General features: G+C 50.8%; 12 protein-coding genes. 5 read left to right on the top strand and 7 right to left on the bottom strand.

Annotation, left to right across the window (positions count from 1 at the left end; translation table 11 throughout):
- Positions 1 to 19: 19 nt before the first annotated feature.
- The 6 genes from ACCI49_RS09155 to ACCI49_RS09130 all read right to left on the bottom strand — a co-directional run bounded on the left by ACCI49_RS09155 (position 20) and on the right by ACCI49_RS09130 (position 7,627).
- Positions 20 to 1,354, bottom strand: a complete 1,335-nt coding sequence (locus tag ACCI49_RS09155) for a sugar MFS transporter (RefSeq protein WP_371838657.1) — start codon at positions 1,352 to 1,354, stop codon at positions 20 to 22.
- A gap of 52 nt (positions 1,355 to 1,406) precedes the next feature.
- The gene (nagA, locus tag ACCI49_RS09150; protein ID WP_371838656.1) at positions 1,407 to 2,564 is read right to left on the bottom strand and encodes an N-acetylglucosamine-6-phosphate deacetylase; all 1,158 of its coding nucleotides are present in this window, start codon (positions 2,562 to 2,564) and stop codon (positions 1,407 to 1,409) included.
- Positions 2,565 to 2,566: 2 nt separating this feature from the next.
- Positions 2,567 to 3,565, bottom strand: coding sequence for a glucosamine-6-phosphate deaminase NagB-II (gene nagB-II / locus ACCI49_RS09145; RefSeq protein ID WP_371838655.1), 999 nt, complete (start codon positions 3,563 to 3,565; stop codon positions 2,567 to 2,569).
- A gap of 58 nt (positions 3,566 to 3,623) precedes the next feature.
- Positions 3,624 to 4,568, bottom strand: a complete 945-nt coding sequence (nagK, locus tag ACCI49_RS09140) for an N-acetylglucosamine kinase (RefSeq protein ID WP_371838654.1) — start codon at positions 4,566 to 4,568, stop codon at positions 3,624 to 3,626.
- 264 nt (positions 4,569 to 4,832) lie between these two features.
- Complete coding sequence (locus ACCI49_RS09135; RefSeq protein ID WP_371838653.1) at positions 4,833 to 6,527, bottom strand: ABC transporter permease; 1,695 nt, start codon at positions 6,525 to 6,527, stop codon at positions 4,833 to 4,835.
- Positions 6,528 to 6,595: 68 nt separating this feature from the next.
- Positions 6,596 to 7,627 (bottom strand): Fe(3+) ABC transporter substrate-binding protein, encoded by a 1,032-nt coding sequence (locus ACCI49_RS09130; protein ID WP_371838652.1) that lies wholly within the window; start codon positions 7,625 to 7,627, stop codon positions 6,596 to 6,598.
- A gap of 57 nt (positions 7,628 to 7,684) precedes the next feature.
- Between ACCI49_RS09130 and ACCI49_RS09125 the strand changes: the two genes are divergently transcribed.
- From ACCI49_RS09125 to ACCI49_RS09105, 5 genes are all read left to right on the top strand, one after another.
- Positions 7,685 to 8,227: a hypothetical protein gene (locus ACCI49_RS09125; RefSeq protein WP_371838651.1), complete on the top strand. Its 543-nt coding sequence runs from the start codon at positions 7,685 to 7,687 to the stop codon at positions 8,225 to 8,227.
- 39 nt (positions 8,228 to 8,266) lie between these two features.
- On the top strand, positions 8,267 to 8,530 hold the full coding sequence (locus ACCI49_RS09120) for a PepSY domain-containing protein (protein WP_371838650.1): 264 nt from the start codon (positions 8,267 to 8,269) through the stop codon (positions 8,528 to 8,530).
- Between the two features lie 217 nt (positions 8,531 to 8,747).
- Positions 8,748 to 10,193, top strand: a complete 1,446-nt coding sequence (locus ACCI49_RS09115; protein WP_371838649.1) for a coniferyl aldehyde dehydrogenase — start codon at positions 8,748 to 8,750, stop codon at positions 10,191 to 10,193.
- A gap of 174 nt (positions 10,194 to 10,367) precedes the next feature.
- Positions 10,368 to 10,676 carry a hypothetical protein gene (locus tag ACCI49_RS09110; RefSeq protein WP_371838648.1) on the top strand — a complete coding sequence of 103 codons (309 nt, stop codon included), beginning with the start codon at positions 10,368 to 10,370 and terminating at the stop codon, positions 10,674 to 10,676.
- A gap of 524 nt (positions 10,677 to 11,200) precedes the next feature.
- Entirely contained in the window at positions 11,201 to 11,980 is a 780-nt protein-coding gene (locus tag ACCI49_RS09105; protein WP_371838647.1) for a DUF4886 domain-containing protein, read from the top strand.
- A gap of 339 nt (positions 11,981 to 12,319) precedes the next feature.
- On the opposite strand, the gene ACCI49_RS09100 is transcribed toward ACCI49_RS09105, so the two are convergent.
- Positions 12,320 to 12,718: a GFA family protein gene (locus ACCI49_RS09100; protein ID WP_371838646.1), complete on the bottom strand. Its 399-nt coding sequence runs from the start codon at positions 12,716 to 12,718 to the stop codon at positions 12,320 to 12,322.
- Positions 12,719 to 12,773: the final 55 nt, after the last annotated feature.

Here is a 12,773-nt window from a genome sequence, read left to right as displayed (position 1 = left end):
GATGTACCGTGCAGCGGGATTATTTCCAGCTGCGCATCTTGTGCCCTTTCAAGGCATAGAAAAGGATGAACAGGTAGCACGGCAGCGCTACCCAGTAGCCCATGCGCGCTTCACCGGCAATTTCGGACAGAGGGCCGAAACCAAAGGTTGGGATAATGGCCCCACCGGCGATACCCATAATCAACAGCGCAGACCCCTGCGCGGTCAGACGCCCAAGGCCTTCCAGGGCGAGAGGCCAGACGGCAGGCCACACCAGTGCGTGCGACAGCCCCATCAGGGCAACGAAAGTGATGGTGTCAGGGACTACTGGAGCGATACCACTCCACCCCCACAGGGTATCGGCCAGCAAAGTACTTTCCTGAGAACCAAACAGCACACCGAATATACACAAGCTGCCAGCCACCGCCGACCCGAACAGGGCTTGCTGCTGGCTGATAAAGCGTGGAATCCCTACAACACCAATGATGTAGCCGATCACCATAAACACCATGGTGTAGGACGTGAGGGCGGCGTAATTGGACAAACCAAGACCTTCGCCATAGAGGCCAATGGTGTCACCCGCAATAACCTCGACACCAACGTAGGCGAACAGCGCCAGAGAGCCGAGTACAACCTGGGGGTAACGCAGAATATCGAGGAAGCTTCCCTCAGATTGGCCAGCATCGGCGGTGTCATCTTCGTCGATTTCCGGCAGACCGGAAAACTTCACCAGTCCAACCAACGCGAACAGGGCAATCGCCATGTAGATGTAAGGCATGATCAGGCGGCTGGAAACTTCCGCCAGCTGAGCTTCCCGTTCAGCCGCAGGCAGTTCGGCCAGTGATTCACTATTGAAATCGGCTAGGCCAGACAGCACAAGCGCCGTAAAGGCCAAAGGTGCAAGCACACCCGCGCTTTTGCTGATAATGCCCATGATGGCGATACGCATGGCCGCACTTTCAGCAGGCCCCACCTTCACCACGTAGGGGTTTGAAGCCGTTTGCAGAATGGTCAGGCCAGCCCCCAGACCAAACAGCGCCACCAGGAAAACTAGGTAGCTACCGGTTTGCACAGCCGGAATAAAAATCAGCGCAGCGACTGCCATGATCGCGAGGCCAATGGCCATGCCATCGCGGTAGCCCGTTTTACGCAGGATAAACGACATGGGCAACGCCATGACGGTGTAGGCAATATAAAACGCAAAGGTAACGAACAACGCCTGGAATTCTGTGAGATCACAGAGCACTTTCAGGAACGGCATCAGCGAGCCATTCAGCCAGGTCACAAAACCAAAAATAAAAAACAGCATGCCGATAATTGCCATAGGCAACAGGCTGCTGCGTGTCTCTCTTTGAGCACTAACGGCGGATTCCATAATAAGCACCTTTTATATAGTTATCGTTGTCTGAACGTATTACGAAAAAATTTTAAACGCTGTGAACCTCCCTGCCCGAAATCCAGGTCCTGCGTACCTGCAATTCGCTATCCAGTAAAATCATGTCTGCCGGCGCACCTACTTCCAGTCGGCCACCTTCCACGCTGAGGAATGTCGCCGGATAAAGGGAGGCCATTCGCAGCGCTTCCTCCAGTGGCACATCACACCAGTCTCGAATGTTTCGTACGGCACCAATCATATCGAGGTGAGAGCCTGCCAGCTCTCCGGTAGTCGAAGTCAACTTATCTCCCTCGCGGGTCACCATGCGCTCAAACAAAGGGAAACTGGTCTCTTCACTACCGACTAGCGACATGGCATCTGTCACCAGCATCAATTTCCCCCGGGGCTTGGCCTTCAGAGCCAGGCGAATTGCATCCGCACATACATGATGGCCGTCAACAATCAGACCACACCACGCATCGTCGCTGATCAACGCCGTTCCGACCACACCCGGTTCCCGAGACTGGAGCGGCGACATCGCGTTATACAGATGGGTAAATCCGCTCGCCCCCGCTTCCAATGCCGCTGCGGTTGTCGCCCCATCAGCATTTGAGTGCCCAAGACACACATGCACGCCCAGCGACACCAGTTTGCGGATATCCTCCGGCGCAACATTTTCGGGCGCCAGCGTCACGACTTTTACACCCAGGTCGTCACGCGCATAAATATCCAGCTCTGCCTGGCTAAGACCTCGAATAAAACGTGCCTCATGGGTACCCTTTTTCGGGGTACTGAGATGCGGCCCCTCAAAGTGCACACCGATAATGCCGGGTATTTTTTTACGCAAGGCGGTACTAATCGCGTCCGCCGCGCGCTGCATGACTTCAACCTCATCAGTGATGAGTGTCGGCAACATACCCGTGGTACCAAAGCCGGCATGCGCACCGGCCATCTTCTGCAACGATGCCACCGTCAGCTCATTGTTAAACAGTGCACCCCCACCACCATTGACCTGAACATCAATCAGGCCCGGCGCCAGGGTACCGGGCAAGCACTCCGCGCCAGTAGCCGGCACGTCACCACCTATCGCAGCGACTCTGCCATCGGCATTGATTGAGACCGGGATATCATTGAGAACCCGCTCACCATCGAACAAACGCTCTGCCAACAACACCTGAACCACTCGCAACCCCCCTGCTCTAGCGGTCAAACTCAGACCGTCCGGGTGACTTTTTTCAGACCTGCCGGCTCGTCCGGATTAATCCCACGGCTAACAGCGACATGCGCTACATCAATATAGAAACGCTGCAACAGAGGTAGCGGAGCAACGCGTGGATGTATGCCTTTTGAAGGCACGTGCAGATTAATCAGGGTGCCACCGCGACGGATAATATCTGCGATTTGTTCGCTATGCGCCTGATAGGATTCATCTTCAATCGGCACATTGATCACTGTCAGCTGCTGCTCAACCAGGGTTACCGGCCCATGTAAGAACTCCGCACTGGAAAAAGACTCTGCATGGATATTGCAGACTTCCTTCAGCTTCAGCGCCAGCTCGCGGGTAATGCCATAACCCGGTCCACGACCCAACACAACCAGGTTTTTCACCGCAGCGAGATCTTCCGGGCGCAGTTGGGTCTCCGCGGAAACCACATCACGCAGCGCCTGCGGCAGTTCATCAACAGCCTTCAGTATCTCTTCGTCTTGCTTCCAGTTGGCTACCAACTGCAGCACCGCGGACAACGTCGCCAGATAGCTTTTGGTCGCAGCGACCGCTTTTTCCGGCCCGGCTTTCAAAGGCACCATCAAATCGACGATATCTTTGATCGGGGCCGATTCGTCATTCACAAAAGCGACGGTATAGGCGCCGGCCTCTTTGGCCATCTTCGCCTGAGCCAGGATGTCAGGACTACGGCCCGACTGGGAAATGACAATGACTAAGGAATCTTCCAGCTTGAGCGTGCGCCCATAGACACTGGATACAGAGGGCGCCGCAGCGAAAGTCGGCGTACCCGTCTCGATTTCAATCAGATATTTGGTAAACACGCCTGCATGATCAGAGGATCCACGCCCAACGATCATGACGAACCGCGGCGGCTTGTTGCGCAGGCGTTCACCCAGCTGGGCCATTACCGCAGCATTACTCTGCAGCTGTTCTGCAATACAATCCGGGGCTTCACGGGCCTCGGTTTCCATAATTGTCATCGCCATGACCTATCTCCCTTAATGACCCCTGCGGGAAAATTCCATTCCGTACCAATCTTTTTAATTATCCGAACAATGCTTTTCCATCGGCTTCGATAGCACCGGCACTGCCACTCGCCGCCTCGGCAACACACTGGCGAGCAAAATAAACACAGCCAAACTCTGGCGGGTCCAGGGCTTCCGCCACACGCTCCACAACATGCGGAGCCATCCACTGCTTCAGACGCGGTGCAACGCCGCCGATCAGGGAAAGCCGTGGAGCATTCATTTCAAATAATTTATCCGCAAGGTCATTGATATAACTTGCACCATCACTCACGATCGCCAGCGCAACCGGATCACCAGCTTCCGCATATTCCACCACCGGCACCGCAAGGCGCGCATAATGACTGGAGGATTTTCCACCAATGCGCTCAAACACTTGCTGGGCATCGGTACTTTCCAGCGCTGACAGCAATTCATCTTTCAGACGGGAATCTTCGGCGAGACCATCGAGGGCCAGAAACAGGTACTTGACCGCTTCCATCCCCATCCAGGCACCGCTGCCCTTATCGCCATGGGGAAACCCATGACCGCCCAAAAGGCGAGCCTCACCATTGACCCAGGCGTAACCGCAAGAACCGGTACCGGCAATAATGACCGCCCCATCGCCACCACGATGCGCACCAAGGCAGGCCGAGTGCTGATCAGTGGTGAGGAACATCTGTTTGAAGGGGTGCGCCCAAGCATCCATTTCATTGTAGAGACTAGGCATATTGACGCCCGCAAGACCAACACCGGCGACGAGTTCACCGAGCGCTTGGGGCGGAAGGCCTGCATCAGAAAGCGCAAGCGTGGCGGAACGCACAATCGAATCTATTGTTTGCGCATAACCGTGGAGTGGATTCGCGGGGCCTGATATCCCTGTGCCCAACACCCGATTATCACTGTTGAGGATTGAAGCACGGCACTTACTGCCGCCTCCATCGATACCGATATAAAGAATTTCCCTGTCTCCCAACGCAGCCACCAGAAACGGCCTCTAAGAATTTGTATTGTTATGTACTACATCCGGGCTTCCCAATCCCCCCGGAAGTAACGCCAGAAGAGCAATATACGCTCCCGCGCTAACTATGTAGTCATACTACAAGATCAATGACAGCGTTGTCATCATTTTTTTAAAATTTCCTGCCTGCATACCCGCCGATACCCTGTTTCGTATGACGGGTTCCAACCCCTTGGTTTTTCTGTAAATAATCCGGTCTGATTTTTTTAAGGCCCATATGCGGGCCTTTCAAACTGTCGGTGCCTCAGATTCAAGCAGCTCAGCAGCACCCTCTCGCCGCCAGCCAATAGCTCGGCTTAACAAAACAACAGGAATCAAACCCACCAGCACAATCATCAGGGCTCCCAGCGCTGAGCGCTCGAGCATTTCATCAGCAGCGAACTGGTAAACGTAAGTGGCAAGCGTATCGAAACCAAACGGACGAAGCAGCAATGTTGCCGGTAGCTCCTTCATACAATCTACAAATACAACCAGCCCACCGGTCAGCAAGCCAGTACGTACCAATGGAAAATGCACTGCCCAAAGGGTTTGCCAACTATTCCGTCCCAATGCCCGGGAAGCGCGATCCATTGAAGGGGTTACTTTCTCAAGACTGGTTTCAATTGCTCCAGTGGAAACCGCCAGAAAGCGCACAGTGTAAGCAAAAATAATGGCGAAGATACTGCCACTCAGCAGGAGCCCCGTGGAAATGCCGAAATGCTCTCTCAGCAGTGCATCCACAGCATTATCGAAAGCGGCCAGAGGGATCAAAACACCGATAGCCATCACCGCTCCCGGCAATGCATATCCCAATTTGGAAAAGCCCACCAAAATTTGAAGCGCCCTGCCCGGTTGCAGTCGTTTGCCGTAGGCCAGTAAAAGGCCTAGAAAAACGGACAGTAGCCCTGCGCAGGCAGACAACAACAGGCTATTACCCGCAATCTCAATAAAATCGTCAGTCCAGTAGCTGGAAAAATTTCCGAGGGCATAGCCAGCCAGGACAAAAAGCGGCACTACAAAACCACCAATCAGCAACAGCCAGCAAAATAATGCGGCCCCCAAACTGCGCAAACCACCCAACCTATAGCGGTCGCGATTGGAAGACGGTGACTGCACAAAGTGTTTTTGCCGCGCGCGGCCAATGCGCTCCAGTGCAATTAATAAAACCACAAATAACATGGTGCTACTGGCAATCTGAGCTGCGCCGCCGAGGTTGCCACGACTCAGCCAAGTATCGTAGATGCCGACACTTAATGTCCGCACTGCAAAAAAGTCCACTGTGCCGAAATCATTCAAGGTTTCCATCAAAACCAGGGAAAGACCCACCGCGATAGCCGGTCGCGCCATGGGCAGGGATACCCTCAGGAAGCTCTGCCAAGGAGAACACCCAAGGGAGCGACTGGCAGCGCGGATACTGCCGCACTGTTCAAGGAACGCCGCACGCGCGAGCATATAGACGTATGGATAGAGTACCAGCGACAACATAGCCGTGGCGCCCCCCATACTGCGTATTTCCGGGAACCAGTAATCCCTCGCGGTCTGCCATCCAAACCACTCACGCAGGGCCTTTTGTATCGGCCCGGCATATTCCAGCAGATCGGTATATACATAGGCAATCACATAGGCGGGCACCGCAAAAGGCAACAGCAGCGCCCACTCAAAAAAGCGACGCCCGGGAAACTGGCACATGGATACCAGCCAGGCACTGCCCACTCCAGCCAACAGTGTCAATACAGCCACCCCAAAGGCAAGAATCAAAGTCGCGGAGACATAGTGCAGCAGCACTGTATCCCACAGGTGCGGCCAGATATTTTCTTCTGGGAACAGAGCCAGCCAGACAATGGATAGCACGGGTAGAGCTACCAATATGGCAATAATGGCAACAAGGAGAAACCAGCGGGAGCCGGACCAGTAAGCGCGGGAAATCAATACAGTAAAGGTCATCTATAAAAAATCACGGCCCACACCTTTCGGCAGGACCGCGATTTACAAGTCAGTAAAAGGGTCACACTTTAGAAGTCGAAGCCCACTTCGTCTACCAGTCGTGACGCTGCAGGAACATTAGAGCCGATTTCGGTAAGGCTCAGGTTGTCCTCTTTGAACTCCCCCATGTACTCCTTGATCAGCTCGGAGCGCGGTGTGCCAGGACGTACCGGGAACTCATAATTCTTCTCAGCATACACATATTGGGCTTCGGCACCGCTGAGGAATTCCAGCAGCTTAATGGCATTGTCGCGGTTGGGAGCGTGCTTGGTCAGCGCCGCACCGGAAATAAACATATGGGTACCGCGATCCTTCTGATTAGGGAAGACCAGATTTACTGACTTGGCCCAATCCACCTGCTCCGGCTGCTCTTTATTGGTAATCATTTTGCCGAAGTAGTAGCTGTTCCCCAGGGATAAGTCACAAACGCCCTCGCTAATGGCTTTTACCTGGGCGCGGTCATTGCCCTGGGGCTTACGCGCCAGATTCGCTTTCACGCCTTGCAGCCACTCTTTGGTTTCTGCTTCACCGTGATGGGCGATCATGGAGGCGATCAGGGACAGGGTGTAGGGATGCTTGCCGCTACGAGTACAGATTCGGCCCTTCCATTTAGGGTCTACCAACTCTTCGTAGCGAGTAATTTCACCGGGCTTAACGCGGTCTTTGGAGGCGTAAATCAAACGCGCTCGAGTTGTCAGGCCGAACCAGTTGCCGGCGTTATCGCGAAATTGTGACGGGATATTGTCTTCCAGGATTTCACTACTTACCGGTTGGGTCAGCTGCTTATTAAGCAAATCCATCAAGCTGCTGGTATTGGAAGTCAGGACAAGGTCGGCGGGGCTGTTGCGCCCTTCCCTTTGCAGTCGCTCGTTCAAGCCTTTGCTGGCGTACACCACTTTGGTCTCAATACCAGTTTTCTCGGTGAATTCTTCCAGTATCGGCTCAATCAGAAAGGGCTGGCGGTAAGAGTAAATATTCACTTGCTCAGCGGCATTGGCCCCGATGGCACCAATCAAACCAACAGTTGCAATCGCTTTTTGAAATAGAGATCTGCTAAACATGGGAGTCGTATCACCCTTGGGTTAATTTGAGAAGCATTCTCATTTGGGTGGAGGTTAATGTCAACCTGGAACCTCTGTACTCTGCAAAGTCGCAAAATTCCTCCTATGCTTAGGGACAAGCCGATCATCTGCAGAGGTCCCATGTATCGCATCATCCCCCTGCTCACCCTGGTAGTTGCCCTTTATGGGTGTGGTCCCCAGACGGATAGGCAAAAAGATTCCGATCCGGAAGCTGCACCAGCTGCTGGCGAAGCAGCCAGCGACTCCATGAAAGAGCCTATCGCGCCGCCAGCAGAAAGCCCTCCCCAGGACAGCGCCACTCAACCCCCTACCCCACCGACAAGTGACAATGATGGTGCAGCGATCTGCACTCCGCAGTGGTTCGCCTGGCTGCAACAACAAATCATTGCCAAACAAAACGGTGAAATGGCCAAACTGTATCCATCTGGTTTGCCTCCCGTCGGCAGCACTGAGTGGTTTTCAGCTGTGGAAATACTGACAGGTGGCAGCTTAAATGGGCTGGTTGCGGGCAGCACCGAGTGGTGTGATGCAATCCAAAAACGCCTCTCAGAGCAACAGCCAACCCCAATAGCGGACTAAACAGCAAAGGTAAGGGTTTTACAGCGAGGTAAAATCACCATGAAGCCCATCAACAAGCTGATACTGGCTACAATCGTGGCAGCAGCATTTCATCCCGCCATCGCCGATGAAAAGCCACCTCCCGGTGCAATGGCCCTGTCTACAGTGCTGACAAAGCTTGAACAACAGGGCTTTACCCCGATCGTCGAGGTAGACCTGGACAAGGGCCGCTGGAAGGTGGAAGCCTACAAAGGCGACCAAAAGCACGAATTGGAAGTGGACCCAAATTCTGCTGAAATCTTGTCCGACAAGCCCGATAACTAACAGCGAGTGATCACTGTATTTGCTGTAGCTACAGCTTCTTTTGCAATATTGCCCCGGTAAAGCATCGGGGCAATCCCCAAACTACTCAATATCCGTATGTTGCGAGTTGGCAGTCATGTACTAGCGACAATTTTGTCAATCCGCTGACGCGATTGGTCAACACCCCAGACAAATATTCGGTTAGTCTGGTCAAAAATAAACGCCATAGGATAATAAAATGACCATCCAGACCCTTACTCGGCAGGATGCAGACAAGACACTACTTCAAAATTTACTCGATAGGCAGCGCCGAGCCTACCATGCCAACCCTGTACCTAGTTACCAGCAGCGAGTCCAGGACCTGAAAACCCTGGCGCGGATGCTGCATGAGCAGCAAGAAGCCATCGTGGAGGCCATTTGCTCTGATTACGGCAACCGCTCCCGTGAAGAGACCCTGCTCCTGGAAATCTATCCGGCACTCGCGGGTATCAAGGAAACAATCAAGAGCCTTAAGAAGTGGATGAGGCCCCGACGACGACATATCGACTTTAAGGCGTACCCCCTATCAAAAAATACTGTGCTCCCTCAGCCCCTGGGGGTAATTGGGGTGATAGTGCCCTGGAACTTTCCAATTAACCTCAGTATCTCCCCCTTGACCAATATCTTCGCAGCGGGCAACCATGCGATGGTCAAGATGTCCACTAACTCCTGTCGACTGGCAGAGTTGTTAAAGAAGATCAGCCCCAAATATTTCCCCGAGGAGAAGCTCTGCTTCATTGCCGATTACGGCGAAATAGGCCCACTCTTCTCCAGCCTCAAATTAGACCATCTGATTTTCACCGGCTCCAGCACTACAGGCCGTGCCGTAATGCGCTCCGCTGCAGAAAATCTCACCCCGGTCACTTTGGAGCTGGGTGGCAAGTCACCAGCTATCGTCGCTCCGGATTTTCCTATCGAAAAAGCAGCAGAGCGCCTGATTCACTGGAAAATGGTTAATGCAGGGCAAATCTGTGTAAATGTGGATTACCTTTTCCTACCGGAGAATCAACTGGACAGCTTTATCAAACACGCGACCCAGTTGATCAAGAAGCGTTTTCCAAACTGGCAAAGCCCTGACTACACTTCCATTATTGACAGTGCCTCTCACCAGCGTCTGTGGAAAACCCTGGATGATGCCATCGACAAAGGGGCCAAAGTTTACGATCTGAGTGAGGGACAACTCAAGCGAGATGACAGCTTGCGCAAGTTCCCGCCCCATATCCTGGTTAACGTCAACAGCGATATGCTGGCGATGCAACGCGAGATCTTTGGTCCTCTACTACCAATTATGACCTACTCAAGACCTGAGGAAGTTATCGACTATATCAATGCCCATCCACGACCACTGGCAATTTACCCTTACACACACGATAAAAACCTGCAAAATCGTTATATTGAGCAAATCATGTCTGGCGGAGTGTCAATTAATAACTGCGTATTACATGTTGGCCAGCACGATATTCCATTTGGTGGCGTCGGTGAAAGTGGTATGGGTCACTACCATGGCTATGAAGGATTTCTCACTTTCTCCAAGTTACGGCCGGTTTATTATCAAGGCCCTATTGACCTGCTGAAACTAATGCGGCCACCTTACGGAAAACTTTCCAATAAAATCTTGAACTTTATGCTAAAAATGGTTCGATAAAAGCTGGGGTAGGCAATACGGTTTCTAGGTGTTATGTGTTCTCTGACACCCCGACAAGTAAAATGGTTGGGGTATTTTTTTAAATTCAATTTAATAATTTCTCCCAAATAACTGGCGTTGTGATCATCCTCGGTCCACACTAAAAACATGGCTTTTTTTAGTGTGGAGCCGCGCATGAGTTTTATTGCAACAATCATGCTTGTCAGCAACCTGACTAACCCCATCCCTCCTGGGCTAGACCCTAATAAACCTGCACCCATTTACGATAGCCCCGATCTTTACGGGGCTTCCCCATCAGTGATTGCACTTGAACCATCCACCATTAGGGCCAAACTCTATGGTCTCGGATTCAGACCAATCACCAGTATGAGGTTTGTTGGTGGCCGCTGGAAAATAAGCGCTGTCTATCAGGGAAAGCTCAGGGCCCTGGAAGTAAACCCAGACAATGGAATTATTATTGCTGACCGCCCCGCCAGAAACTGACAACCCTTTCGACTGACTACACTAGGATATGAACATAGAGAAAGCTTTTTGATCTATCAAAGCGAACATCCCTACCATCTGATATATTAGTCAAATGCTCTACAAGCGTAGAGCGTCCTCAAAAATGCAAAATACAAGTCTGTCTTTGTCATCGCAATCCATAAGGGCACTGACTCAGAGGCCAGTTACTTTTCCAGTGTGTCTGATATATTTTTGCAAGCAAAACAGATAAGAAATCCAACCATTGCTTGACTTAAATCAACCTATAAATTTCCAGGTGGCACCACCTGACCACATGTAAAATCGCCCAACTCCTGACAACCCTATACTGTAAGGTATGCAACCATTTCAAGATTGCCTTTTAACAGCAACATACAGACGGCCATACCATTACTAGTGAACCAATTGATATAGATATAAATCCATTAGAAGAAATGATAAAAATATTAAAACCGGATTCACAGAATATAATAGTTGGATAATTTACCCTGCAATAACAGTAACAACATTCACAACTTGAAATAATGAAAAAATCCAAAAAACATCGAAGAAAACAGATCGTATTACTCTCTCTTCTACTGGTAGTAGGAACGGTTTTTCTATTAACGCAAAAGTATCAGATTAATCCAGAAATCAACACGCACCTTTCTGTGCTTTTTATAGGCAACAGTTATTCTCGCCCATTGCCCAAGGTCATTCAGTCAATCGCTCGAAGTAATGGAGTAAAAATTACCTATCGATCCATAACTCCAGGGGGGTGGACTCTACAGAAACATTCTAAGTCCAAAGAAACCCTGGAGGCTATTCGTGAAAGACAATGGGATTACATCGTACTTCAAGAGCAAAGCCAACTCCCCTCTTTCTCAGAAGAACAGAGGATCAAAGAGGTTTACCCGTTTGCCGAAAAGCTTGTCAGAGAAATCAGAGCAACCAATGCCACCCCCCTTCTCTTCCTAACCTGGGGGCGTAAATTTGGAGACAGGCAAAATGTTCCTGATGATACCCGCAACAAAATGCAGACCCGCTTGCTGGAGGGCTATCGGAATATGGCTAAGATCACTTCTTCACAAATTGTACCGATTGGTCTTGCCTGGGAGGCCGTCAGTTCCACAGATATGGGGGTCGACTTATACACCAGCGATGGAAGCCATCCCAATCAAAATGGCGTATTTCTGTCTGCTGCTGTATTTGTTTCCCATTTGATAAAATCACCTCAGCTAAACACCTCAAATATCAATGGTATCTCTAAGGAAACAGCTGAACTTCTTCTACAACAGGCTGGTTCACTGAAATTCAAGCAGTAATCCAGCGTAAGACTTTATGTTAGAGTCTACCCAAACTGAATTAACTCTACAGCCGTACAACCCACTTCAACAAAAGTTACCATTAGCCCTCTATCAGGGAGTCGCTGACTAATTTCTTCGTGCTCCTGGCTTTCAGGGCGGTTTATAATCAAGGCGCGGATACGAGAAATAGGGCAGCTGCCGCATTAGCCTACAAGCCAGCGAAAAACATTTCAAAAAAGACATATCGTTGGGCAAGAAACTATTCCTACTATAGTTAAATACCATTCCTGGCACACACGCTTTAAGCAACGGCGCGTCCAGACAGCAGGCTGGTGCTGTCTTAGTTTATTATATTTCTTAGCTAAATACAGGCACATCTTCATGGATATTCGTCCAAAGCGCTTTTTCTGGTGTATATACTTGAATCTGTGGTGCCAACACATCCGTGTAATTTTCAATCAAGCCTAGTGGTAATACCAAGTCATCAGGAAAGTGCTTGCCATTCATAAGATGCGTTGGCGACCCACAGGAAGAGCAAAAATTTTTATGGGAAAGCTCCGTAGCTTGATAACGAACAATGGCTTCTTCCCCTTTAAGCAATAAGAACTGCTCTTTTGGAACTATGACATAAGTACTGTGATCTGAGCCTTGTAATTTTCTACACATAGAGCAATGGCATTTCACCACTGTCTTAACTGGAAGATCAAATTCCCAAGACACTGAACCACAATGACAACTTCCTTTTACTTTACTCACCTAATTATCCCCATGAAATAGTAGTGGTAGCACTGTAGTGCTCTAATCCTTTCGG

The organism is Microbulbifer epialgicus (assembly GCF_041447265.1).
GTDB lineage: Bacteria > Pseudomonadota > Gammaproteobacteria > Pseudomonadales > Cellvibrionaceae > Microbulbifer > Microbulbifer epialgicus.
This window is presented reverse-complemented; position numbering and strand designations above follow the sequence as displayed.

Bases quoted from the DNA above. Each gene is read 5' to 3' on its own strand.
- ACCI49_RS09120 (WP_371838650.1), top strand. From the start codon at position 8,267: ATGAAGCCCATCAACAAGCTGATACTGGCTACAATCGTGGCAGCAGCA.
- ACCI49_RS09135 (WP_371838653.1), bottom strand. From the start codon at position 6,527: ATGACCTTTACTGTATTGATTTCCCGCGCTTACTGGTCCGGCTCCCGC.
- ACCI49_RS09105 (WP_371838647.1), top strand. From the start codon at position 11,201: ATGAAAAAATCCAAAAAACATCGAAGAAAACAGATCGTATTACTCTCT.
- ACCI49_RS09155 (WP_371838657.1), bottom strand. From the start codon at position 1,354: ATGGAATCCGCCGTTAGTGCTCAAAGAGAGACACGCAGCAGCCTGTTG.
- ACCI49_RS09130 (WP_371838652.1), bottom strand. From the start codon at position 7,627: ATGTTTAGCAGATCTCTATTTCAAAAAGCGATTGCAACTGTTGGTTTG.
- ACCI49_RS09110 (WP_371838648.1), top strand. From the start codon at position 10,368: ATGAGTTTTATTGCAACAATCATGCTTGTCAGCAACCTGACTAACCCC.
- nagB-II (WP_371838655.1), bottom strand. From the start codon at position 3,565: ATGGCGATGACAATTATGGAAACCGAGGCCCGTGAAGCCCCGGATTGT.
- ACCI49_RS09115 (WP_371838649.1), top strand. From the start codon at position 8,748: ATGACCATCCAGACCCTTACTCGGCAGGATGCAGACAAGACACTACTT.
- ACCI49_RS09125 (WP_371838651.1), top strand. From the start codon at position 7,685: ATGTCAACCTGGAACCTCTGTACTCTGCAAAGTCGCAAAATTCCTCCT.